This is a genomic window from Enterococcus malodoratus, assembly GCF_027659535.1.
GTDB lineage: Bacteria > Bacillota > Bacilli > Lactobacillales > Enterococcaceae > Enterococcus_A > Enterococcus_A malodoratus.
In genome coordinates this window covers 1-24,941 of record NZ_JAQDPG010000005.1, presented here as the reverse complement: position 1 = coordinate 24,941, position 24,941 = coordinate 1, and the positions used below count along the sequence as shown (strand labels likewise).

The 24,941-nt window shown below is 41.3% G+C and carries 23 protein-coding genes; 13 read left to right on the top strand and 10 right to left on the bottom strand.

Annotated features, from left to right (window positions below; all coding sequences use genetic code 11):
• Nucleotides 1-109 precede the first annotated feature (109 nt).
• From PGP85_RS09235 to PGP85_RS09220, 4 genes are all read left to right on the top strand, one after another.
• Nucleotides 110-1,933 (top strand): APC family permease, encoded by a 1,824-nt coding sequence (locus PGP85_RS09235; RefSeq protein ID WP_010742826.1) that lies wholly within the window; start codon nucleotides 110-112, stop codon nucleotides 1,931-1,933.
• Nucleotides 1,934-2,174: 241 nt separating this feature from the next.
• A complete protein-coding gene (locus PGP85_RS09230) occupies nucleotides 2,175-2,621 on the top strand; it encodes a MarR family winged helix-turn-helix transcriptional regulator (RefSeq protein WP_090407902.1) in 447 nt (148 codons plus the stop codon).
• On the top strand, nucleotides 2,621-5,002 hold the full coding sequence (locus PGP85_RS09225; protein WP_251865402.1) for an ABC transporter ATP-binding protein: 2,382 nt from the start codon (nucleotides 2,621-2,623) through the stop codon (nucleotides 5,000-5,002). Before PGP85_RS09230 ends, PGP85_RS09225 begins: the two co-directional genes overlap by 1 nt.
• 14 nt (nucleotides 5,003-5,016) lie before the next feature.
• Nucleotides 5,017-6,852, top strand: a complete 1,836-nt coding sequence (locus PGP85_RS09220; protein WP_010742829.1) for an ABC transporter ATP-binding protein — start codon at nucleotides 5,017-5,019, stop codon at nucleotides 6,850-6,852.
• 97 nt (nucleotides 6,853-6,949) lie between these two features.
• Here PGP85_RS09220 and PGP85_RS09215 read toward each other — a convergent pair whose 3' ends face one another.
• Together PGP85_RS09215 and PGP85_RS09210 are read right to left on the bottom strand one after the other, a co-directional pair.
• Complete coding sequence (locus PGP85_RS09215) at nucleotides 6,950-7,534, bottom strand: hypothetical protein (RefSeq protein WP_270327226.1); 585 nt, start codon at nucleotides 7,532-7,534, stop codon at nucleotides 6,950-6,952.
• Complete coding sequence (locus PGP85_RS09210) at nucleotides 7,524-8,519, bottom strand: DUF4947 domain-containing protein (protein ID WP_270327222.1); 996 nt, start codon at nucleotides 8,517-8,519, stop codon at nucleotides 7,524-7,526. The genes PGP85_RS09215 and PGP85_RS09210 overlap by 11 nt, the downstream gene beginning before the upstream one ends.
• Before the next feature lie 317 nt (nucleotides 8,520-8,836).
• Here PGP85_RS09210 and PGP85_RS09205 point away from each other — a divergent pair, with 317 nt between their 5' ends.
• Entirely contained in the window at nucleotides 8,837-9,478 is a 642-nt protein-coding gene (locus PGP85_RS09205) for an L-fuculose-phosphate aldolase (RefSeq protein ID WP_270327220.1), read from the top strand.
• Between the two features lie 32 nt (nucleotides 9,479-9,510).
• On the top strand, nucleotides 9,511-10,551 hold the full coding sequence (locus PGP85_RS09200) for a 2-hydroxyacid dehydrogenase (protein WP_270327218.1): 1,041 nt from the start codon (nucleotides 9,511-9,513) through the stop codon (nucleotides 10,549-10,551).
• Between the two features lie 46 nt (nucleotides 10,552-10,597).
• Here the strand turns inward: PGP85_RS09200 and PGP85_RS09195 are convergent, their stop codons facing one another.
• The 3 genes from PGP85_RS09195 to PGP85_RS09185 all read right to left on the bottom strand — a co-directional run bounded on the left by PGP85_RS09195 (nucleotide 10,598) and on the right by PGP85_RS09185 (nucleotide 13,249).
• Entirely contained in the window at nucleotides 10,598-11,587 is a 990-nt protein-coding gene (locus PGP85_RS09195) for a transketolase family protein (RefSeq protein WP_010742834.1), read from the bottom strand.
• Nucleotides 11,588-11,663: 76 nt separating this feature from the next.
• A complete protein-coding gene (locus tag PGP85_RS09190) occupies nucleotides 11,664-12,569 on the bottom strand; it encodes a transketolase (RefSeq protein ID WP_090407921.1) in 906 nt (301 codons plus the stop codon).
• A 26-nt stretch (nucleotides 12,570-12,595) separates the two neighbouring features.
• Nucleotides 12,596-13,249 (bottom strand): L-ribulose-5-phosphate 4-epimerase, encoded by a 654-nt coding sequence (locus PGP85_RS09185; RefSeq protein WP_010742836.1) that lies wholly within the window; start codon nucleotides 13,247-13,249, stop codon nucleotides 12,596-12,598.
• Nucleotides 13,250-13,466: 217 nt separating this feature from the next.
• Here PGP85_RS09185 and PGP85_RS09180 point away from each other — a divergent pair, with 217 nt between their 5' ends.
• The 6 genes from PGP85_RS09180 (at nucleotide 13,467) to PGP85_RS09155 (ending at nucleotide 18,656) form a co-directional block, all read left to right on the top strand.
• Nucleotides 13,467-14,870, top strand: a complete 1,404-nt coding sequence (locus tag PGP85_RS09180) for a PTS galactitol transporter subunit IIC (protein WP_010742837.1) — start codon at nucleotides 13,467-13,469, stop codon at nucleotides 14,868-14,870.
• Nucleotides 14,867-15,907, top strand: a complete 1,041-nt coding sequence (locus PGP85_RS09175) for a zinc-dependent alcohol dehydrogenase (protein WP_270327216.1) — start codon at nucleotides 14,867-14,869, stop codon at nucleotides 15,905-15,907. Before PGP85_RS09180 ends, PGP85_RS09175 begins: the two co-directional genes overlap by 4 nt.
• Before the next feature lie 14 nt (nucleotides 15,908-15,921).
• Nucleotides 15,922-16,386, top strand: coding sequence for a PTS sugar transporter subunit IIA (locus PGP85_RS09170; RefSeq protein WP_090407930.1), 465 nt, complete (start codon nucleotides 15,922-15,924; stop codon nucleotides 16,384-16,386).
• 130 nt (nucleotides 16,387-16,516) lie between these two features.
• On the top strand, nucleotides 16,517-16,822 hold the full coding sequence (locus PGP85_RS09165) for a PTS sugar transporter subunit IIB (RefSeq protein ID WP_010742840.1): 306 nt from the start codon (nucleotides 16,517-16,519) through the stop codon (nucleotides 16,820-16,822).
• Nucleotides 16,823-16,873: 51 nt separating this feature from the next.
• Nucleotides 16,874-17,686 (top strand): Cof-type HAD-IIB family hydrolase, encoded by an 813-nt coding sequence (locus tag PGP85_RS09160; protein WP_090407933.1) that lies wholly within the window; start codon nucleotides 16,874-16,876, stop codon nucleotides 17,684-17,686.
• Between the two features lie 34 nt (nucleotides 17,687-17,720).
• The gene (locus tag PGP85_RS09155) at nucleotides 17,721-18,656 is read left to right on the top strand and encodes a sugar-binding transcriptional regulator (protein ID WP_010742842.1); all 936 of its coding nucleotides are present in this window, start codon (nucleotides 17,721-17,723) and stop codon (nucleotides 18,654-18,656) included.
• 58 nt (nucleotides 18,657-18,714) lie between these two features.
• Here the strand turns inward: PGP85_RS09155 and PGP85_RS09150 are convergent, their stop codons facing one another.
• From PGP85_RS09150 to PGP85_RS09135, 4 genes are read right to left on the bottom strand one after another with little or no spacing between them, the layout of a single operon-like run.
• Nucleotides 18,715-19,377: an ABC transporter permease gene (locus PGP85_RS09150; protein WP_010742843.1), complete on the bottom strand. Its 663-nt coding sequence runs from the start codon at nucleotides 19,375-19,377 to the stop codon at nucleotides 18,715-18,717.
• Between the two features lie 7 nt (nucleotides 19,378-19,384).
• Nucleotides 19,385-20,302, bottom strand: a complete 918-nt coding sequence (locus tag PGP85_RS09145) for an osmoprotectant ABC transporter substrate-binding protein (protein WP_010742844.1) — start codon at nucleotides 20,300-20,302, stop codon at nucleotides 19,385-19,387.
• Nucleotides 20,303-20,305: 3 nt separating this feature from the next.
• Nucleotides 20,306-20,941: an ABC transporter permease gene (locus PGP85_RS09140; RefSeq protein ID WP_010742845.1), complete on the bottom strand. Its 636-nt coding sequence runs from the start codon at nucleotides 20,939-20,941 to the stop codon at nucleotides 20,306-20,308.
• 2 nt (nucleotides 20,942-20,943) lie between these two features.
• Entirely contained in the window at nucleotides 20,944-22,116 is a 1,173-nt protein-coding gene (locus PGP85_RS09135; RefSeq protein ID WP_010742846.1) for a betaine/proline/choline family ABC transporter ATP-binding protein, read from the bottom strand.
• Nucleotides 22,117-22,668: 552 nt separating this feature from the next.
• Between PGP85_RS09135 and queA the strand changes: the two genes are divergently transcribed.
• On the top strand, nucleotides 22,669-23,700 hold the full coding sequence (gene queA / locus PGP85_RS09130) for a tRNA preQ1(34) S-adenosylmethionine ribosyltransferase-isomerase QueA (protein ID WP_270327208.1): 1,032 nt from the start codon (nucleotides 22,669-22,671) through the stop codon (nucleotides 23,698-23,700).
• 215 nt (nucleotides 23,701-23,915) lie between these two features.
• Here the strand turns inward: queA and PGP85_RS09125 are convergent.
• On the bottom strand, nucleotides 23,916-24,941 hold a 1,026-nt coding region (locus PGP85_RS09125; protein WP_270327205.1), incomplete at its 5' end, for a tyrosine-type recombinase/integrase.

Genomic DNA, 24,941 nt, shown 5'->3' with positions numbered 1-24,941 from the left:
TTTCATGTTTTACTTAGGTTATGAAAAGTCGTTGAAAAAAACATTGACATTTGGTTTGAGTGCGAGTAATATTTCGCTTGTTTGCATTTTATTTAAAGGAGTGAGTCTAGTGAATTATCTTAAACGCTTGCTGGTTGGCCGGCCTTTAAAGTCGTCTGAAAATGACGATCAAAACTTGTCGCGTTTCGCGGCTCTGGCGCTGCTTTCCTCAGATGCGTTATCTTCTGTGGCTTATGGGACAGAACAGATCGTTGTTGTTCTAGTCACCTTATCAGCTGCGGCGATTTGGTATTCATTACCGATTGCGATAGTCGTTTTAGTTTTATTAGCATCATTGATTCTGTCTTATCGTCAAATTATTCATGCCTATCCTCATGGCGGCGGCGCCTATGTCGTTAGTAGTGAGAATCTAGGCAAAAATGCTGGTTTGATTGCCGGCGGCTCGCTTCTGGTCGATTACATGCTGACTGTGGCGGTATCTGTATCCGCTGGTGCTGAAGCGATTGCTTCTGCGATCCCGGCCTTGTATAATCATCGCGTCCTGATTTCCGTTATTATTGTTCTATTATTGATGTTGATGAATTTACGCGGTTTGCGGGAGAGTGCGGGACTTCTGATGGTTCCGGTCTACAGCTTTATTGCTGTGATTACCATTTTGATCGTTGTTGGTCTCGTGAAAATAGTGACGGGGATGGAACCACTGCATTCCACGGCTCAAGTTGGAACAGTAGTACCCGGCGTCACTATGGCGCTTCTATTACGGGCCTTTTCTTCTGGCTCATCTTCATTAACAGGTGTAGAAGCTATTAGTAATGCGGTTCCCTTCTTTAAGAAACCGCGGGCAAAAAATGCAGCAGGCACCTTAGCCATGATGGGGTTGATTTTAGGCTTCTTCTTCACAGGAATTACATTTTTAAACTTTTGGCTGGGAATTGTACCAACGACTGAAGTAACGGTTTTATCACAAGTTGGGGAAGCCGTCTTTGGTAAAGGGATTATGTACTATGTATTGCAATTCGTGACGGCGTTGATTTTAGCGGTAGCCGCAAATACTGGGTTTTCTGCCTTTCCAGTGTTGGCCTACAATTTGGCAAAAGATAAATTTTTGCCGCACCGTTACCAAGATCGTGGAGATCGGTTAGGTTACTCTAACGGGATCATCACATTGGCGTTAGGTTCGATCGTATTACTTTTGATCTTCCAAGGTTCCACTGAACGTTTGATTCCATTGTACTCAGTGGGTGTATTCATTCCATTTACTTTGTCGCAAACTGGGATGGTTTTGAAATGGCGCAAAGAAGGGCATCATTGGATCAGAAAATCTATTGCGAATATCATTGGCGCGTTGATCTCGTTTGCCATTGTCGTGATTCTATTTGTTTACCGATTGCCGGATATTTGGCCGTTCTTTATCATTATGCCGATTTTGATTTATGCGTTCTACAAGGTTCATGAACATTATAAGAATGTTGCAGAACAACTGCGCTTGGTAGATGATGTAGAATTACATGATTATGACGGAAACACAGTTATCGTTTTAGTTGGTAATGTGACCCAAGTAAATATTGGTGCGATTAACTATGCACGTTCAATCGGGGACTATGTGATCGCGATGCATGTTTCTTTAGAAGAAAACGAAGAAAAAGAACGGGAGATTCGTCATGAGTTCCGGGAGAAATTCCCAGACGTACGTTTTTCAGTCGTTCGTTCGCCGTATCGTTCGATCGTAAATCCAGTCAGCCGTTATGTAGACCGCATCAGTAAAAATGCGAAACAACATAATTACACGACGACTGTTTTGATTCCAGAGTTTGTACCAAACAGAACGTGGAAACGTTCCTTGCATAACCAAACAGCTTTACGCTTACGTTTCCGTTTGTCGTATCGTGACGATATCATTATTAGTACTTACAATTATCATTTGAAGAAATAGCGACAAGTATTTCTTTGGATTAGAGAATGTGCCTGTTATTTTGGCACATTCTTTTTTTTAGTCTGATCCGCTACTTTTTAAAAAAAAGTCAAAGTATCATAATTTAAAACGTATTCATCTTTTTTTTGAGTAAAAAGGGTTGATTTTCCTTTTTATTAGAGGTAATATCAAACAGCATTAATTACTAACACTATTAGGTATTAATGAGAGAGAAATTATTTTTAAGAAAAGGAGAAGTCTTATGACATTCGCAGAAGAAGCAGAACGCGAGCTTATGCAGCTGCTGGTTCAAAACCGCCACGGTGCGTTCAGCAAGATCGAAAAGAGCAGCAAAGGTGCTAATATCGTCATTAAGGTGCTTGATCGATTAGGTGAGCCGACCAATCCGAAACAGTTGGCTGAGACGTTGAATTTATCCACCGCTCGGATCGCAGCTGTGTTGGGAAACTTAGAAAAACGCGGACTAATTAGTCGAACGATGGATCCCGATGATCGTCGACGAATTAATGTTAGTTTAACCGACAGCGGAAGAAAAGCAGCGAAAGCTGAGAAGCAAGAAATGCGCAATAAAATCATTCGAGTGTTTGAACTTATGGGTGAAGATGACACCAAAAAATACCTCGAATTAACTGCTAAGTTTGTCGACTACTCTAAAAAATTATCTATGGAAGGGGAAAGTGATCAATAGTGAAGATTTTTAAATATCTTGGTAAATACTGGTATGCGATTCTCGCCGTATTTTTACTTCTAATCGTGCAAGCGTCTAGCGACCTGAGCTTGCCAAGCTTAACATCGGATATCGTCGATGTTGGTATCCAACAAGGAGGACTTGAACAGTCGACTCCGGACAAAATTAGAAAATCAACGCTTCAAGGGATTGAGATTTTCATGACCGATAAAGAGAAGCAGACAATCAAAGATAATTATAAAGAAGCAACTCAAACCGTTGATGGTAAAAAAGTTGATATTTATAAATTAGACCTTCAAAAAGGCATGACAAAAGAGAAATTAGCAAAAATCTTTAATCTGCCAATGATGATGATTGCTTCCACTCGCTCAAAGGACTCAAGCAATTCAAAAGAAGCGAAAGAAGTGATCAATGATTACACAGCGATTTCCAAAGAAGCTGCTCAGGCACAAGCCTTAGGAAAAGAAGCAAAAGCGCTAGGTGAACAAGCCCAGGCGGCAGGACAAGAAGCCGCAACTGCAACGGATGGTGCGACTGCAGCGGCTAAAGGCGCAGAAGCACAAGAACTAGCTGCCCAAGCCCAAGCAAAAGGTGCGGAAGCTCAAAAACTGGGTGAGTCGATCAAAGCGAAGAACGATGCGATCCCAGCCAAAGTTGAAGCCGCTCGTAAAGCAACGAAAGAAAGCTTAGGTGACTTAGGCTCAGATTCATTGAAGACTGTAGGAATTCAATTGACTCTGGCGGAATACAAAGCCTTGAATGTGAATACGAAGCAAATTCAAACGGATTATATGATCAAGACGGGAACTAAAATGATCGGGTTGACACTTTTATCAGCAGTGGCAGCGATCATCGTTGGTTTGATTGCTTCATTAGTGGCAGCGACCGTTGGTAAAAACCTTCGTGTAGGACAATACGAACGGACATTAGCCTTTTCAAATAATGAAATGGAAAAATTCTCTCCGGCTTCGTTAATTACACGGAATACAAATGATATTCAACAGATCCAAATGGGGATCGTTATGATCATGCGAATGGTTCTGTACGCTCCGATCTTAGGTATCGGCGGGGTTTATCGGGTCTACAAGACAGGAACCGGTATGGGTTGGATCGTCGGTGTGGCGGTAGCAGCCGTTTTAGTTCTAGTCTTAACGTTATTACTAACAACAATGCCGAAATTTAAAGCTCTGCAAAACTTAGTCGATCGAGTGAACTTGGTTTCTCGCGAAATTATTACAGGACTACCTGTTATCCGTGCGTTTTCTCGTGAAAAATACGAAGAAGAACGTTTCGATGTAGCCAATACGAATTTAATGAAGACACAAATGTTTGTTAACCGTGCGATGTCATTGATGATGCCAATCATGATGCTTTTGATGAACGGTATTTCAGTCTTGATCGTGTGGGTCGGCGGACACAATATGAATAACGGCCAATTGCAAGTTGGTGATATGATGGCGTTCATCACGTACACGATGCAGATCGTTATGGCCTTCATGATGTTGTCGATGGTATCGATTATTTTACCTCGATCAAATGTGGCTGCTGGTCGTGTGGATGAAGTGCTTAGTACCGAACCAACGATTAAAGATCCAGAACAGCCAAAAGATGACCATGACTTCAAGGGTATAGTGAAATTTGAAGGTGTGCAATTCCGTTATGGAGACGCTGATGCGGATGTGCTGCATCATATCAATTTCACGGCTAAGCCAGGTCAGACGACGGCGTTAATCGGTTCGACGGGTTCAGGGAAGTCAACGATCGTGAATTTGATTCCTCGTCTCTTTGATGTGACTGGTGGACGTATCACGATTGATGGCGTCGATATTCGTGAAATGAGCCTGCATAAATTACACGAAATTATGGGATTCGTACCACAAAAAGGGGTACTATTTTCAGGAGATATCGCCTCGAATATTAAATTTGGCGATGCCAGCATCTCTGATGAACAAATGAAAAAAGCCGCTGAAATCGCGCAAGCGGAAGAATTTATCAATGCCAATGACAAAGGATTTGACCGTGAGATTTCTCAAGGCGGAACGAATGTTTCCGGCGGGCAAAAACAACGTCTGTCCATCGCTCGTGCATTAGCGAAAGATCCTAAGATTTTAATCTTCGATGATTCCTTCTCTGCTCTTGATAACAAGACGGATGTTACATTGCGAAAAGCTTTGGCAGAAAATGTCAAAGACGTAACGCAAATCATCGTGGCACAAAAAATCTCTACGATCCTGCATGCGGATAACATTATCGTCTTAGATGAAGGACGCGTCGTAGCGCAAGGTCGTCACGAAGATTTGATGGAATCATCAACTGTCTATCAAGAAATTGCCCAGTCACAATTAAGCAATGCTGAATTAGGCATAGAAGAAGCGGATTAGGAGGAGCGAAAAGAATGGCAGAAGAACAAAAACAAAATCGCCCTCGTGGTGGCGGACCTGGACGAGTGGGCGCACCAGTAGAAAAAGCTAAGGATTTCAAAGGAACACTTAAAAAATTAGTTTCGTATCTAGGTGCCTACAAAATCGCGGTATTCTTTGTAATGGTCTTTGCGATTGCTTCAACGATCTTCAATATTTGGGGACCAAAGATCTTATCAAAGGCGATTACCGAATTATTTAATGGATTAATCAAAAAGTATCAAGGAACCGGCGGGATCGATTTTGATAAAATCGGCGGCATCCTGCTCTTCATGTTAGGACTGTATGTGGTTGCTTCCTTATTTGGGATCATTCAAGGTTGGATCATGTCGACGATCTCGCAAAAGATCACTTATCGGATGCGTAAAGAGATCTCTGAAAAAATCGACCGCATGCCAATGAATTATTTTGAGAGCCGTACAACAGGGGAAGTTCTATCACGTATCACTAACGATGTGGATACGTTAGGACAATCACTGAACCAAAGTTTGACGCAATTAATCACGTCGACATTCACCATCATCGGAGTTATCGTGATGATGCTGTCGATCTCAGTGAAGATGACTGGTATCGCGATCTTGATCGTACCAATCTCATTCTTATTGATTATGATCGTTGTGAAAAATTCGCAAAAATACTTCAAGACACAACAAGAATATCTTGGTGTAATCAACGGGAAAGTCGAAGAAACAATCGGCGGTTATACTATCGTCCGTTTATTCAATGACGAAGAGAACTCGTTGAAAGAATTTAAAGAACAAAACGATGTATTATTCAAATCTGCTTGGAAATCACAGTTCCTTTCAGGCTTGATGCAGCCAATTATGAACTTTGTCGGAAACCTAGGGTATGTCGGCGTTGCGATTTTTGGTGGGATCATGGCCTACAATGGCACGATTACTGTTGGGGATATCCAAGCCTTCATCCAATATGTTCGTAACTTGACACAACCAATTGCGCAGCTTGCGCAAGTATCAAATATGCTGCAATCAATGGCAGCAGCAGCAGAACGGGTCTTTGAATTCTTAGCTGAAGACGAAGAAGATCAATTAGCTGAAAATCCTGTCCAAATCGATAAAGCTAAAGGTATGGTTGATTTCGACCATGTTCAATTCGGCTATACACCAGATAAGATTGTCATCCAAGATTTTACTTCTCATGTTGATCCTGGTCAGACAGTTGCGATTGTTGGACCAACTGGTGCAGGTAAAACGACAATGGTGAAATTGTTGATGCGTTTCTATGATGTTAATTCTGGTGCAATCAAAATTGACGGTCATAACATTAAGGATTTCAACCGTGCCGATCTACGTAAAAATATCGGGATGGTCTTGCAAGACACTTGGCTGTTCAAAGGTACGATTATGGATAACCTGCGCTATGGCCGTTTGGATGCTACGGATGAAGAAGTATACGCTGCAGCGAAAGCCGCACACGTGGATCACTTTATCAAGACATTGCCTGGTGGTTACGATATGGAATTGAACGAAGAATCATCCAATATCTCTCAAGGTCAAAAACAATTGCTGACGATCGCTCGTGCGATTTTAGCGGATAAACCGATCTTGATTTTGGATGAAGCGACTTCATCTGTGGATACACGGACAGAAGGGTTGATTCAAGAAGCTATGAACAACCTGATGAAAGGCCGTACCTCGTTCGTCATCGCTCACCGTCTGTCAACGATCAAAGACGCAGATAAGATTCTTTATATGCAAGGCGGAGACATCAAAGAACAAGGCAGCCACGAAGAGTTACTGGCTCAAAATGGTCTTTATGCTTCCTTATATAACTCGCAATTTGAAGAATAGAGTAAATGAAATGGACCAAGCCCCGATAAAGGAGGCTTGGTCCATTTTTTTGCAGTTCATTTGCGAAAATTGGATTTTATATATCAGCCAATGATCATTAATGGTTTTTATCAGTGATCATCATCGTTTTCTTTTCATAAGTGATGCTGATCGAATTTCCAGCATAATCCCCGTCTTTGTTTTTATTCCAAGTGGCCATGGCCCTTGGCGGCATACCATAGTTTTCTTTTTCCCAGCTGGTCACCGTATCGGGTTTACCCACTAGTTTTTCCAATTCTTCGTAACTTGATCCACCCTCAAAAGAGTATTTTTCACTATCGGCATCATACTCTTCCGTTGCAACTTTTATACTGTCATAGATTTCTTGGGTCCATTCCCCTGGATAATCTTTTGTTGCTGAATTATTTGTACCCGGTTTGATTGGTTCATAAGAAGTCGTATTCGCATTGTTACTTTTGAACGACAGGTAGCTTAATGGCCCTATAATAAAAAGAATTGCGATAACTAAACTAATCATGACCCGCTTTCTTTTTTTTGACGGCGCAGGTTGACCACTGCTCTTATTTGTTTGAGTCTCTTTTTGCGGGTTCAAATAAAGCGTGCCGCAATAATCGCATTTCCAGCCATTTTCGACTTGATGAAATTTAGTGCTGCCGCAGTTCATACATTCTTTATTTTTCATGATAAAGTCCATCCGATCCATAGTTTTCGGGGAAGTCGTCTGGGAATTTGCCCAGTCCGGCGCGCGGATACTTTTCTGGCAATCGAGTAAAGGAGACGTATTTCACTATCGGCGTTACATAGCCAACGCGATCTTCTTTAAAATAGACATTTGGTTTCCCCTGTTTTTCGTAAACGAATTCCTTCGTATAAGCGGCGTATCTATTATCGATGTTTAACGCGATAAAAGCTCTAACTTCTCTCCAAGTCATTTTTCCTTGCTGCCATTGCTCCCTCAGAACTTTCGTTTCATAGGAAACAACATCGCCTTTTTCTTCTGATTTGATTGCGAGGTTTTCTCCGATCTGTTCAGTATCAGTAATGATCTCATCCGGCTGTCCCCAAATCCGTAAAATATCTGCACTAGAGTATTGATCAAATTCTGGGCCATAGGCCGCTAAGAATCCTGCCTCGCGATAATAGGTTGTTACGGCAAATTCGGAATTCGGATTTTCGATGATCATATCCGCTTTCGGGGCGGTTTTTGGACGCTTCTTTTTTAACGAATCGTGCTCTTTTTGCGCATTCGCAATCCGCCTCTCAAACGCTTCGCGGTCCTCACCGCCATATTCTTTAGCGGAAACCTTAGCCAGCTTGATCTCCTCTTGATTCAAAGTGAGTTCCGCAATTCGTACATTGCGTTCTGGATTTTTTAATTGACTGACAGAATAAGCAGAGTTTGAATTGCCCGCTTTAGTAGTGATGGATGGACTTGTTTTTGTCGCTATCTTTTCGTTTGAATGCAATATAAAAAAACTACTAGCAAAAACAAGTATAAAAATACTAGCCAGTGCAATAATGATCACATTTTTTTTAGTCGATCGTGGCTCTTTTATTTCTGGAACGCTATCCGTTTCATATACGGCATGGCAATAATCACACTCGTAACCTTCAGCGGTTTTGGTAAAATGATTCCCGCCGCAATACTTACAAACTAACCCCTTCATTTTATCTCCCTAAGTTCATTCTTCATTTTAAAAAAGTAATTAGATCTTCCAGTTGTGTCTGGATTGTTTTTGATCCTATCAGAACAACAACTTTCAGTAAATGATACCACGGAGTATTCGATTGGGAAAAGCAGAGAATAGAAATTTTAGACGAAATAAGTATTTTAGATAAATTAAAATCAAATTCAATGTAATGATAATAATTTCTGTAATAAGAACCTATGATCTCGATTGACGAATATACATAAGCGTGATAGTCTTTTTGTAGAGAAATATTTCTTATTAAAGAACATAATTTCAGAAAGGAGTTATTTGAAATGATGGATAAGGAAAAAGCGTTGCTGGTTGAGTATGGCAAGAAGTTAATCTCGACAGGGCTGACGGCGGGAACTGGAGGAAATATTAGTATCTATGATCCGGAAAAGCAATTGATGGCAATTACACCGAGTGGGATCGATTATTTTGAGATGACTGAGGAGGATGTCGTATTACTGAATCTTGCGGGGGAAATCATTGAAGGAAAGCGTAAACCATCCAGTGAGTGGCAAATGCATTTGATCAATTATCAAAAACGCGGAAATGAGATTCGTGCAGTAGTCCATGCCCATTCGACATTTAGTTCGATCCTTGCCACCTGTCGGAAAGATCTGCCAGCGACCAATTATATGATAGCGGTTGCGGGAGGTAATGATGTTCGTTGCTCAAAATATGCAACGTTTGGTACAGAGGAGTTGGCAGAGTATGCCTTTGAAGCGATGATTGATCGCTATGCCTGCTTTCTAGCAAATCATGGGCTGCTGACATGCGGACCGACATTAAAAGAGGCTTTTTCAGTGGCGAGTGAAATTGAACGTTTGGCAGGACTCCACGTGGGAGCTTCGCTTTTAGGCGATCCGGTGATATTAGCTGAGGCGGATATGGCTAAGGTGCACAAACGTTTTCCAAGTTATGGACAATAAGTTGATTTGAGAAATAGTGAGGGAGTGGAAAAATGAGTAAGGTAATTGTGGTTGGGGATGCTTTTGTCTCAGTCAATACTTTAAGGGAATCTGTCGTATCGATGGGCATTCCAGAACCCGTAGAAATTATTTCATTGGAGTGGTATGCGGATGACTCGCCAGAAGAATTTCAACGAAAATTGAAAGTGATTGAACAAAATGGGCCTGAAGCAGTAGCTATTCCTGAAGGGATCATGGAGGAATTAGGCGATGCAGAGTACTTGTTTGTGCATCTCGCGCCGATTTCGCGTAAGATGCTGGAAAGCGCGAAAAATTTAAAGCTGATTGGTACTTGTCGCGGCGGGGTCGAACATATTGATATAAACTCAGCACAGAAAAAGGGAATTCCAGTCATTCATGTCATTCGGAACGCCGAACCGGTTGCGGATTATACTATCGGTTTAATCTATACGGTCACTAGAAACATCGCCCTTTCTCACGCGGCAGTCATGCAGGGGGAGTGGCCTAAAAATTTCCCGAATGATGCGTATCGGACCACTCTTTCTGATCAAACTGTCGGGTTAGTTGGATTAGGTCATATTGGTAAGATGGTTGCCCAGCGACTTAATAATTTAGGGATAAAGGTGATTGCTTACGATCCATTTATTGATGAGAAGCAGGTGATAAAATCAGGACTTAAATTAACTTTTGTTTCTATAGATGAGTTATTTGCGAAGGCGGATATTGTTTCACTGCATATGCGGGTAACGCCAGAGACGGAAAATCTAGTGGATGAGAAATTATTGGCGCTGATGAAGCCTAGTGCCTATCTGATTAACACTGCTCGGCCAGGGATTCTTGCTAAAGCGGCGTTTGTTGAAGCGTTAAGGAAAAGGAAGATTGCTGGAGCGGCAATTGATGTTGTGTGGGAGGAACCGATGCAGTTAGATGATCCGTTATTGAAGTTAGATAATTTGGTGATTACGTCTCATCTTGCCGGCGATACTGTAGATGCCATTCCGAACTCGCCCTTTTTACTGGCTAAAACAATCGCAGAATATCTGGAAACTGGAGAGAGCGAATTTCTTATTTAAAAAAAGCGTTCCTGAGAATTTTTATTTCTCAGGAACGCTTTTTGAGTTATACGCGATCGTAATCTTCTAAACGAATCTCTTCTAATTCTTCTTCTTTGAAACCAAGATCTTTATCCAAGATTTTTTCGACTGCTCTGATCAAAGAGGCTGCATCCAAACCGTATTTCTTCAATAGGTAAGGTTTTGACGCACCGTGAGTCCATTCGTCATTTATCCCAACCTTGATCAATTGTTTATGCAGTTGATTTTCTAGCATTACTTCACCCACAGCAGTCCCTAAGCCGCCGATGGTCACATGGTTTTCCATGGTAACGACTCCGTGCTTCACTTTTTCGATTGATTCAGCTATCAAAGGGTCAGTGAATGGTTTTAACGTTGTGACATGAACGTGCTGTACAGAGATTCCTTGCTTTTCAAGCCATTGTGTTGCTCGCATCGCTTCTTCTGTACAAATACTGCTGGAGAATAAAGCGACATCATCGCCTTCAGAAATTACTCGTCCTTTGTTAAACTCTGTCGGTTTATCGGGGGAGAAAAGTCTAGGCATTTGACCACGAAGCATTCTAACGTAAATCGGTCCATTAACTTCTTTACAAATGTTCAAAGCAGATTCAACATCTGTCGCGTCGCCGCAATCGAAAATCGTCATATTGGGAATTGTTCGCAAGATTCCTACATCTTCGATCGATTGGTGTGTCACACCGCCGGGCGTCGTAATTCCAGGTACGAAGCCCAATAACGAAACAGGCAGGTTAGGATAGGCGATCGACATTTCTAATTGATCTAATGGTCTGCGATAAAGGAAAACCGCGAAAGTGTGCAGAAACGGACGGAAGCCTTCGCGAGCCAGCCCGGCAGCCCAGCTTAGCATATTCTGTTCAGCGATCCCCATGGATAAATATTTTTCGGGAAAGACTTTGGGAAATTCTTTTACCTCGCAAGAAGTGCCTAGATCGGCGGATAAGACCAAAACATCTTCGTTTTCCTGTGCAAATTTGATCATATTTTTTGAATGAACATCCGATTCAATTTTCATAATAAAACTCCTTCCTCATAATTAGGTATGAATGTTTCAAAGAAAAAATCATACAATTAACGTACATGCATCTTTTTTACATTTCGTTGTAGAACTTAGTATATTTATCGAATTCTTCGCCTTGCTTTAAACGAACAAAATGCAGGTTTGGTCTTCTTTCGTTCAAATAAGGGATTCCTTGTGTTGGGTCGGTGTAGCAAAGGATGGCTAACGGCTTATTCTTTTCGCCTTGTTTGGCTGCTTCTTCGATGGCTTGGATATCATGACCGTTCACAGAGACGGCTGTTGCGCCAAATGCAGTGAAGCGATCGGCTAATGGTTCGATATTCATCACTTTTTTGGTTTCGCCTTCCACTTGTTGTCCGTTGATATCAACAAGTAAAACCAAATTGTCTAATTGGTAGAAAGCGGCGGCTTGGAGTGCTTCCCATAATTGTCCTTCCTCCATTTCACCATCAGACATCATAACGAATACGCGACCGTCTTCACCACGAAGTTTTCGTGCATGGGCGGTTCCGCCAGCGACACTAATTGCTTGGTCAAGTGTTCCGGCAGCGTTTTCAAAACCGGGAGTATGATTTGCGCCAATCATTTCCATGGAGTACCCATCACGATTGAACATTTTTAAAGCTTCTTCATCTAAGCGATCCGCTTCAATCAAGGCAGCATATACAGGAGCTGCATAGTGTGCCGGAGAAATGAAGAAACGATCGAAGGGGGCTTTTAAGGATCCATGATATTCCGCACCTTGAATGTAATCCATATTATCCTTCGAAGGGGTTCCCGGAAATTTCTCAGGTAGGCGTGGGGCTTTACTCTCACTTAAGTTTAGGACACGCAAGTAAAGAGTAGCGAAAAGTTCCGCTGAAGAACAGGCTTGAGACAAGTAGCAGCCATTTCTTTCAAGGGTTAATTTTAGTACGTGTTTACGGATATTTTTTGCAGCTTTTTCTACGTCAGCAATCGTATAATTGTTTGCCATGGTAAAACTCCTTTCAAATTTAGCAATTATTTTTGACCATAATTATTTTGATAAAAATCAAATACCTCATCTGTGTATGATGTATCTAACGGTTGGATACCAGCATTCAGCATTCTAGCAAAATAAACACTTTGAGCCGTTTCTTCAAGAATGACCGCATTTTTCAACGAATTCGTTGCAGACTTTCCAACAGTGAAGACGCCGTGATTTCGCAATAAAATGGCTGGGCAGCTGGTTTCTCTGTAACAACGGACGATCTCAGCCCCGATCGCTTTTTCTCCAACGGCGGCCACCTTTGAGAGCGGGATTTCTCTGCCGAAAACGGCGGCAGAAGTCGTCGTATATATAGGAAGCGGTTCTCCGGCAATCGAAAAGGCGGTGGCATAAGGAGAGTGGGTGTGAGTGATTCCTAGAACTTCTGGACAATGATTGTATACATATAGATGGGATTCCGTATCGACTGAAGGAGTCAACTCTCCTTCAATGATATTTCCAGCTAAATCTACGACGATCATATTGTCCGGAGTCAAGTCATCAAAATGAATACCGCTGGGTTTGATGACCACATATTCTGTTTCGGGATCTTTTGCACTGACATTTCCGCTCGTCCACAAAACCAATCCATTTTTAGGAAGCGCTTTATTGTCTTTGCAAACAGTCTCTTTTAGTTGTTCAAGCATAATTCTACCTCCAATATCATTTTTTACATTATTTCATCATAAAGAACAATTGTCAATATGTTTTGTGGCTGTTGTGTTTCTTTTGTAATTGAATTTGGCTATTTTTATAGGTGTAATCGTTTTCAATAAAAGTATTGACATAAGCAAAAACCCATGCGATACTTTTCATAAGTTCTTGATAGTGAAATAAAGTTCATGAGAAAAAGGAGGAATTATTGTGGAGTTGTTACAAAATATCTTGAGTTCATTTGGTGCCGCCGTCGTTGTGCCAGTGATGTTGTTCATCGTGGCCTTGTTTTTGAAGGTCAAACCGAAAAAGGCGTTTCAGTCTGCTTTGAATGCGGGGATCGGATTGACTGGATTCAATTTGATCGTCAATTCGTTTGTTCCAATCGTTACACCAGTTATCAATAACATGGTTGAGCAGACAGGAGTGAAGCTGCCAGTTTTTGATACAGGTTGGCAAGCAACTTCAGTTATTGCCTACTCTACTCAAGTAGGGGTCATCTTTTTAGTAGTAGGTTTGGCTTTGCAAGTGGCATTATTCTTATTAAAATGGACCGATGTATTTATGCCAAGTGATATGTGGAATAACTATTCTTTCATGGTTTGGGGTTCGATGATCTACTTGATTACCAGTAATATGGCCTTAGCAATGGCGTGTATGATTGTTCAGAACTTGTATGTCATGCTGTTTGGAGAAGTGATCGCAAAACGCTGGGCGAATTATTACAATCTGCCTGGGACGACCTTAACGGCACCTCACCATGTCTGCTCGGTACCTTATGCGATTGTAATGAATTGGATCTTAGATAAGTTAGGTGCTGGAAAAATCAATTGGGATCCGGCAACATTGAAAAAGAAACTCGGATTCTTAGGTGAACCTATCACTTTAGGACTATTTCTTGGTTTGTTGATTGGGATCATGGGGAACTTGAATACATTAAATACGTTGGATGGCTGGGGCAGTGTGCTGACAATGGGACTTGCGGTATCCGCTGTTATGGCGATTTTCCCGCGGGTTGCGAGTATCTTTGCTTCGGCATTTACTAGTCTGACAAATGCGAGTAAAAAGACGGCAAAAGGCAGTGATAAGAATCGTGAATGGATGTTGTCAGTGAATGATGCGGTCGGCTATGGTGAACCAGCCACCTTGATGACAGGTCTGATCTTGATTCCAATCATGGTGCTATTGGCAATGATTTTACCGGGTAACGAAACATTGCCGCTAGTTGATTTGATTGCTTTGCCTTATATGGTCGAAATGATTATTTGTATTTCAAAAGGTAATATCTTTAAAGGTGTGATCTCGGGAGTTATTTGGTTCACAATTGGCCTATATGTTTGTACTTTAACAGCTCCGTACTTTACTGAAGTTGCTGCTCAGGTTGGGGTGAATATTCCGGAAGGTGCGATGATGATTACGAGCTTCGGGATTCTATACAACCCAGTAATGGCGTTGATCTTCCTAGCGTTCTTATCCGGCAATTATCTGTTGATGGGAATCGTGGTTGTTCTCTACCTAGCGATGTATGTATTATTCAAGAAAAATAAACAAGCTGTTTGGAACTTCTTGGAAGGCGAAAAAAAGGATGCTCCAAAAGAAAAGGTGGTTGCATGAAGGCGTTAGTCAAAACAGAACCTGGCTATAACAAAATGAAATTGTTAGAGATTGAAAAACCTGTTCCAAGAGATCAGGAGGTTTTGATTAAAGTAATTTATACTGGGATCTGCGGAACAGATATTCACGGATTTAAAGGCGAATATGACCGATTGAAGACTCCTTTGGTACTGGGTCATGAGTTTTCTGGAGTGGTTGAGGCTATTGGAGAGAATGTCACGAAAGTACAAAAAGGGGCGTTGGTCACCAGTGAAACGACATTCGCGACTTGCGGAGAATGTGAACCTTGTCAAAATAAGGAATACAACCTTTGCTTGAATCGTAAAGGTTTAGGGAGTCAAGTGAATGGCAGCTTTGCTGAATATGTATTAACTCGTGAAGAAAGTGTTCATGTTCTGGATGATAAGATCAGTTTATTAGCTGCTTCGATTACGGAACCGATTGCCTGCGGTGTTCACGCTAGTATGGAAAAAGTTCAGGTGGAAAAAAATGACGTGGCAGTTATTGTAGGACCTGGTCCGATTGGGTTATGCTTAAGTCAAGTATTGAAAAGTGTCGGAGCAAAAGTAATCGTTATTGGAATTACTCAAGATGCTGGTCGATTAGAGACAGCGCGCGAGTTAGGGGCCGATCGAATAATTGATTCGCTGAAGGAAGATGCCGCCGGAATTATCAAAGAGTTTACCAATGGAAAAGGTGCGGATTATTGTTTTGAGTGTTCAGGTGCAGCTCCGGCGATCAAAGGTGTTTTTGATTATTTGAAGCAAAAGGGCACATTGGTACAGATGGGCGTCTTTGCAAAAAATCTGAATGAGTTAGACATGAACTCGATTGTGCAAAGAGAAATGAACGTCATTGGTTCAAGGTCGCAAAAGCCTTCTACCTGGCATTTGACTTTGGATCTGATGAAAAAAGGTCAGATCGATGCTGAACGCTTGATCACTAAGATCTATCCATTAGAGCAATGGGAAGATGCCATCGAACAGGTGATGGCTGGCAATGAAATAAAGGTTGTTCTGCAGCCGAACAAACAATAAAGTGAGGGGTAGCGATGGAAGAGAAAAATCTTGTTGAAAAAAATTGTGTCTTGCTTGATCAAGATCTTCATTCATTTGAAGAAGTCATTCAATTGATCGGAGCTGAATTTGAAAAAGCCCAGATCGTAAAACCATCTTATGTGGATGCGGTGATTGCCAGAGAGAAAGTCTTTCCAACTGGTTTAGCAGCGGATGGTCATAATATCGCGATTCCTCATACGGACCCGGAACATGTTTTGCGCCCGGGGATGGGTGTCGTTGTAACGAAAGAACCAATAGAAGTTTCTATGATGGGAAGTCCGGAGATTAAATTGCAAAGCAATATCTTCTTCCCGTTAGCGATGGAACATCCGAAGAAGCAATTGGCGCTTTTACGTCAATTGATGAGTGTTTTTAAAACTAAAGAAGATTTGGATGCGATCTGCCGAGCTAAAAGTCCGGAAGAAGTTTTAGCCGTGACCAGTAAAATTAAATTTTAAAAATCAACAATAGATGAAAGCGTTATACTATAATGGATAAAAGGACTTATGGATGCTCGCGAATTTTTTGAGGCACTAAAAAAATTGTGAGTGCAAGGATAAATGGTACTTAAAAATAGGAGGTTTAGAGATGACAGAAATTAAAGTTTTATCTGTATGCGGTTCAGGTACGGTAAGTTCGGCTATGGTTGGTGAACGAATTGTAGAATTACTGGAGGAACATGGGTACGAAGTAGAAATCCAAGAAGTAAATCCTGGTATGGTCAAAGGTGCGGTCTCTAATGGTGATATTGATATTATCGCTTTTACCAGCCCAATTGATCCTGCGGATGCGGAAGGAATTCCTCAAATTAATTCGGTTGGATTATTAACCGGACTTGATGAAGAAACATTTTTAGACGCTGCCTTGAAAGCGTTAAAAGAGATGGGAAAATAATAACTGAAAGGCTGGATAGCTTGTCCAGTCTTTTTTTGAAAGGAAATTCTGATGATTTTAGTGGCTTTAGATCTTGACGGAACAGCACTGAATTCTAGTGGAAGGTTGACCCGTAATGTAGCTGAAGCGATCCGCCAAAGAGCAGAAAGCAAAAACTATACATTCGCTTTTTGTTCAGGACGTCCAATGTCGGGGGTAAGTCCACACGCTCAAGCGGTTGGGATAGCCGATGGTTATCATGTTGTTGCTAATGGTGCATTAGTGCAAAATGTGGGCGGTGAGAAACTAGTAGAAGAGCTGCTTGATTTTTCGGAGTATCAAGAATTAACCGCCTTCTGTCAAGAGGTAGGTCTGACTTGCATAGCGGTAAATGAACAAGGAGCGCAGACTTCGTTTCCTACGATAAATCTTGGAACCTTAGAATTTTGTTTTTTGACAAACAATCAGCTGACGGTTTGTCCAATCGAAAAAAATGCACAGAATGAAAAATATTCAAAATTGCTTATTTGTGATAACCCAGATATAATAAAACAGAATAAAAGTCAAATAGAACAACGTTTTTCGCAACAATATTCGTGTGTTCAAGGATACCCGACCATGATTGAATTTTCTAAGAAAAATGTGAGCAAGGGGAATTCTTTGGCTGAGTTGGCTCGTTATTATGGCCTATCTGCAAATGAGGTATTTGTAGTTGGGGATAATGGGAACGACCTCTCATCTTTTGAATTATTTTCCCAATCCATCGCAATGGGAAATGCAACGAGTGAATTAAAACGGGCGGCTAGGTGGCACTGCCCGACCAATGATGAAGACGGCGTAGTGAAAGCGTTAGAAATTATTGATGACTTTATTATAGGCTTATAGGATGTCAGTCCAGTATTTGAACTAGGAGGAAAAAATGGCGAATGATATTTCTAAATTATTAAAAGTAGCAGAACTGTACTATTTAGATAGGATGAACCAAAACGATATTGCGAAAATAATTGGGGTATCACGTCCATCGATTTCCAGAATGCTGGAGGAAGCAAGAGAAAAACAAATTGTTAAAATCTCAATCGAAGCACCTTTTGAGCGCAACAATACATTGATGATGCAACTAAAAGAAAAGTTTGATTTGCTAGAGGTCATCGTTGTCAAAGGGTTAGGCGAATATGATTATGATTTAGACAATGTGGGGAAAGCTTCGGCAGATTATATCAGCAGTGCATTATCTGATGATAAAATACTAGGGATCTCATGGGGCGCGACCGTTGAAAAAATGGTAAAAAACTTTCCAGCACATGATTTAAAAAATGTTCATGTTGTTCAGTTGACGGGAAGTTTAGGTCCAAATCGTACGGTGATGGACGGCAATGAATTGGTTTTTCGTTTAGCCCAAAAATTAAATGGTCGGCATGAATTTTTCAATGCGCCAGCATTCGTTAATTCACGGAAGTTGCAAGAAGAGCTGCTGGCTCAACCGCAAATCGATTTGAATATTTCGCTAGGGCGAAAAATCGATGTCGCATTTAGCGGAGTCGGCAACATTGAGACGACACGAAATACGCTAGTTTCTTCGGGAATCTTAGATAATCGTGATCTGAATGATCTAGTGGCTGAAGGAGCCGTGGGAACGATGATTGGCCGGGCCTTTGATATTGAAGGAAAAGAAATTCAATACCGTAATCAGTTCCCGATTTCCAGCGGATTAGATTCGCTGCGCTTAGCACCGATCAGTATCGGCGCTGTATGTTCGAAAAAACGGGCAACGGCAACGTTGGGTGCAATCAATGGGAAATTAATCAATGTCTTGATCTGTGACGAAGAAGTTGGCTACGAATTGTTGAATAGTTAGACGAATAGAAAAAGCGACGCCGCTCGAAGAAAAATTCTTCAAGCGGCGTCGCTTTTTTTTACTTACTTGTTTTAGTTGCTGGGTCCAGTTTTCGTTCAACGATACTTAAAATCCAGTCAGTCAAAATAGCCATCAAGGCAGTTGGTAATGCACCTGCCAAGATCAAGGATGTTCCATCTGTCGCGTTGGTACCGCGGATGATGATATCACCCAAGCCGCCAGCGCCGACGAAAGCCCCGATAGCAGTGATCCCGATAGCGACCACTAAAGCGTTTCGAATCCCAGCCATAATAACTGAAACAGAAAGCGGCAATTCAATCATATAAAGCCGCTGCCAAGAAGTCATTCCCATACCAGTTCCGACATCCAAGGCGTTTTTATCGACTTGGCGCATCCCGGTGTAGGTGTTTTTGATGATTGGCAGTAGCGAGTATAAGAAGACGGTCAAGATTACGACGTTTACTCCGAGACCTAATCCGATCATCAAAATTGAGATCATAGCTAGTGAAGGGATTGTTTGGATCACATTAGCGATCCGGATCACCCAATTAGCCAACTTGTAATGTTTAGAAATAAAAATGCCTATTGGAATTCCGACGATTGCCGCAAACAATACCCCATAGATCGAAATCAGGAAGTGGCGCACAAACTGACTGAAAACATAGGCACCATTGGTTTGGAAATAGTCAATAAATTGTTGGAACGTATTCATGTTTTCCATTGTTGCTTCACTCCTTCTCGAAATAGTTGTGTTGTTTTAGGAAATCTTCAGCAATAACAGAAGGTTCCACTAAATCATTATCTGCACGATAGTTTAGTTTTTGCATTTCTCTAGTATTGATTGTTCCTTCCAGACGTTTTAAAGCTGTCCGAATTTTTGGATTTTTCGCTAATACCTCATCGGTGGCGATCGCCGCTGCATCGTAAGGCGGGAAGAAATGCAAGTCATCTTCCAGCATAACCAAGTCGTAGCTGGCAATCCGTCCATCTGTTGAGTAGCCTAAAACAATATCCATTTTGCCTGCTTCAACGGCATCGTAAACGAGACCAATCTGCATCGGTAAAATCGAAGAAAACTCAAAACCATAGGTCTCTTTAAAACCATCATAGCCATCGCCTTCTCGAGTGATCCAAGCAGTATCGACCCCGGCCTTCAATTCGCCGGCATGTTTTTTCAAATCGCTGACTTTTTTCAAGTTGTATTTTTCAGCCGTGTCTTTACGAACTAAGAAAACATAGGTATTGTCAAAGCCGTAAGAAGAAAACCAAGTTTGATGATATCGTTTTTCGAATTCTGTTTTAACCGTATCAAAGGCTTTTTTCGGATCTTTTTCCGCTGGCAAGCCTAAGGTAGTTGTTAAGTCTGTTCCGGTATAACGAGCTGCTGAAATGGAAGCGTCTTTGTTCATCATCGCTTGATGATTGATCGTTGTTGTGGCCAAATTATTAATAATCGTAGTATCTAGATCGGTATAATGCTTGATCATTCCAGAAACCAAGTTCGCTAAAATTTGTGTCTCAGAAGTAATTCCGCCGGTGATCCCAATCGTGTTTTCGCTATCGTTAGAAGCTAAACCAGGAAAGGAGCAGCTACTTAGAAATAGGAGTGAAAGACCGAGTAAGGCGAATGTTTTTAATTTTTTCATGCATTACTCCTCCTTCCTTAAAGCTGCAGGGGTCATGTGATCTTCTAGGAGACCTAATAACAGATCGACAATTAAAGCCATCAAAATGACCGGCACAGTTCCGGCAATAATCAACGGCGGTTGGAAGTTGTTCAGCCCGCTGAAGATTAAATCACCTAAACCACCTGCGCCGATATAAGAAGCTAAAGTAGCCCACGCGATAACATACACGGCAGCTAAACGAATCCCCGCCATGATTGTTGGGACCGCGATCGGTAATTCCACCGTAAAAATGGATTGCAGATTGGTCATTCCCATACCCTTAGCGACATCACGATAATTGCGATCGACATTTTTCATCCCGATAAACGTATTACGTAAAATCGGCAATAAAGAATAAATAAACAGAGCGATGATCGCAGGAAGTTTTCCGACACCGAAGAATGGAATCATTAATGCTAGTAAAGCGAGTGATGGGACAGTTTGTAACACGCTGGCGATCCCGATCACGAGTCCTGAGATTTTAGGCAGCCGAGTTAAGACAATTCCTAAAGGGACGGCGACTAAAATTCCAAGTCCTAACGCAATAGCAGAAATATACAAATGTTCAGCGCTTTTTGTCAGCATTTGCCCACCATATTCATTGATGAATGCTTGCATAATTACGCCTCCTCACTTGTTATGCTTTCAGCCGCATCTCCGAAAGTATCTTCTTCACCCCAAAGAACATCATAGATGATATCCACGAGCGATACCCTCGTTAGGATGCCGACTAAATGTTTGCTGTCATTTACGACGGGAACATATTTTACGCCGCGTTTTAGGATCCGTTGCAAACTATCACGGACCAGTGCGGATTCTTTCACATAGAAAACATTTGGATTGATAATATCGCCGATACTGGTGGCCTTGCCATGACGGCGTTCGCGGTCGATTGTTTCAACATCAACAAAGCCTTTTAAAACATTGTCTTCATCGACGATCAATAAGGTATCTACCCGTTTTTCCCGCATCAAACGAATCGCATTTTGCAAACTCTTCTCTGGTGTAATAGAGACGGCAGTATGCATCATGATTTCACCCACTGTTGTGGTATCTGGTTTTGCTTGCAGCAATCGATCTTCACCTAAAAGTTCTTCTACAAATTCATTGGCTGGATGCTGCAAAATATTTTCCGGCGTATCAAATTGGATCACTTTTCCGTTGTCCATGATAGCGATCCGGTTGGCCAATTTCAGCGCTTCATCCATGTCGTGAGTAACGAAAACGATCGTCTTTCCTAGACGTTCTTGCAAGTCCTTCACAAGGTCTTGTAAAGAATCACGGGTTATCGGATCTAAGGCACCGAAAGGTTCGTCCATCAAGATGACGTCTTGGTCCGCAGCGAGCGCACGAACAACCCCGATACGTTGCTGTTGTCCACCTGATAATTCATGGGGATAACGATCCAGCATATCGCGCGGTAATTCAACTAAGTCAATCATTTTTTCGGCCGTCTTGTTTTGCTCTTCTTTGTCTACTTTCAACAAACGTTGTACGAGAGTAATGTTGTCACGAATCGTCATATGCGGCATTAAACCAATATTTTGGATGACGTAACCGATCTGACGGCGTAATTCAACCGGGTTTTTCTTTTGGATATCTTCACCATTGATAGTGATTGTGCCTTTTGTGGGATCGATCATGCGGTTAATCATCCGCATTGTCGTAGTTTTTCCGCTACCGCTGGTTCCGATTAGGCAAATGAATTCTCCCTTATCAAAAGAGAGTGTAATATCTTCAACTGCTACTTTATTTCCATTGTATATTTTGGAAACGTGGTCAAATTCAATCATTTTTTCACTCCTTCTTCATATTAAAAAACTAGTCGTTCTAATGAAAAATTATTCCTGATTCCAATCCGTATGCTGAAATGTTCTCTCGGCTGAACAAGGTCTGCACCTGCGAAAATGAGAAAGGATTTTACAAAATTTATTCTCAAAATCGATTGCATATAATCCAACGAATCTTGTAAAAATATGCGGCGAAAGGTGCATCCTGAAACTAGCAAAACGGCATCTTGAATGTAAAAAATTTAACATACTTATAATTTAAGTATGCAACAAAGAACGATTAAAAACAAATAGACTGATTTGTTTTGGTCAATACATCGCGATGGAAATCATTATTTTTGATCATTAAATAACGTTTTCTTTGACGCGTTTACATGGCTTGTTTATCATAAAGGAAGATTGAATGAGAGAATAAAAAAACAATTTTTTAATAATCGAAAGAATTCTTTTCAAATGGGATCATTTTTTTTAATCCATTCATGAGAAAGGAAACGCCGCTGTACTTTTCAATGGGAATGCTCCGTGATAGAATAGCGGAGGAAAAGAGGAGAAGCTATGTTAACCACAGAAGATTTTGATTTTGATTTACCAGAAGAATTAATTGCCCAGACCCCTCTAGAAAAGCGCGACAGTTCACGATTGCTAGTCTTAGATCGAGAAACGGGTCATATTTCAGATAAGCATTTTGATGAGATTATTGAGGAGTTGAATCCTGGGGACGCTCTAGTCATGAATGACACACGCGTTTTACCGGCTCGTTTGTATGGAGAAAAGCCTGAAACGGGAGGACATCTAGAAGTCTTGCTGCTGAACAACACACAGGGAGATGAATGGGAGACCTTGATCAAGCCTGCACGTCGGGCGAAAGTCGGTACTCAGATCGTCTTTGGTGATGGTCGTTTGCGAGCAGAAGTTAAGGAGGAACTGGAACACGGCGGACGAATCGTGGAATTTACTTATGAAGGTATTTTCTTAGAGAATTTGGAATCACTAGGTGAAATGCCGTTGCCGCCTTATATCAAAGAGCGCTTGGAAGATCCAGAACGTTATCAAACTGTTTATGCAAAAGAGAACGGTTCGGCAGCAGCTCCGACTGCAGGTTTGCATTTTACCCCCGAACTACTAGAAAGAATCGCAGCAAAGGGTGTGAAGTTGGTCTATTTGACATTGCATGTTGGACTGGGAACTTTCCGCCCTGTCAGTGTAGACAATATTTCCGAACATCAAATGCATAGTGAATTCTATCGTTTGACGGAAGAAGCGGCGTCTCAATTGAATGATGTTCGTGCTGCTGGCGGGAAAATCATTGCGGTTGGAACCACTTCGATCCGTACTTTGGAAACAATCGGAACGAAATTCGATGGCGAGATTAGGGCCGACAGCGGTTGGACCGATATCTTTATTACGCCGGGATATGAGTTTAAAATTGTCCAAGCCTTTTCGACGAACTTTCATTTACCTAAATCAACTTTAGTAATGTTAGTGAGTGCATTTGCGGGACGCGAAGAAACATTAGCTGCTTACCATCATGCGATTGAAGAACGGTATCGTTTCTTCAGCTTTGGCGATGCAATGTTTGTTAAATAAGCTCTTTTAGGCTTTTCTTTAGCTCCGGATAGTTTTCAATCCTCTAATAGCAGTATTTTTATGATAAAATTTTTATCTAAAAAGGACAATAAACGATAAGAAAAGAGAGTTTGTCGGGAATATGTCGGGATATTTTGGCAGGTTTTTAAAAACTTCCCGACGACAACGCATGTTCGCTTGTGACGCTGAGATTACTGCAATTTCAGCGTTTCTTTTTAGTCGAATTTTAAGCGATCTTCCACCAAGTTGATGACGTTGTCTGAAACTTCGTCCTCTATATGAGTGTATTTCTCAGACATATGAATCGTTGTGTGCCCTAAAACAGCTGCAGCCTGTTCTTTTGGTACTCCTACGATCACAGCTTGAGAAGTAAAATAGTGTCTTAATAAATGTGGGTAGGCATGTAGTCCAGTAATCTCATTAATTTGAGTGAATAACCTATTCAACTGCCCAACATCGTAAGGATTTGCGGTTCGTGGATTCATGTAAAGATAATCGTCTTGATGAAGTATTCTGCCAAAGTCTTTTTTTATTTCAGCGGCTTCTTCAATAGCGTATTCGATCAACTTAGTACCTCGATCATCTAACGTTATCCATCTGCTTTTACCGGTCTTTGTGGAACCTTTACCGTTTGGTTGTTCATTGGTTCTACTATCACTAATATCTAGTTTCGTCCTCATATCAGAATGTGCATATACTGAACTTTTCTTTAAACCTAGAATTTCCCCACGTCTTAACCCAAAAACACTGAGATACACAAAGGTGAAATCGTATTTTGAAAGGTTTTTTTCAGCAGAGGACATCCACTTCTTGTATGCTTCAAAACTAAAATGTTTGTTTTTGGGCTCTATTTTTGATTCTCCAATATGAACTCTAAGTAATCTATTCCTATCTATTACTCCCAAAATGACAGCATCATTAAGCATATTCATAAAAGTATTGTGATACGCTTTGACACTGGAACATGCATGACTTTCAAGTTTTTCAGCAATCCAAAGTTCATAAGTATTCCGGTTTAGCTTCGCCATTGGAAGGTGACCGAAAACAGGAGAGAGGTGGTTTTTCCAGTTAGCATCGTTCCCACGTTTAGTATCGGGAGACCAAACCCCAGTTTTGACTTTTTTCATTGCGTATTCTTTATAGTAGTCATCACAAACCAGATTCTTCTTTGTGAAGTAACCCAAAGAATGGTTAGATGAAATTTTAGAAGATATGGCAGATGATTCAGATATTGATATTTG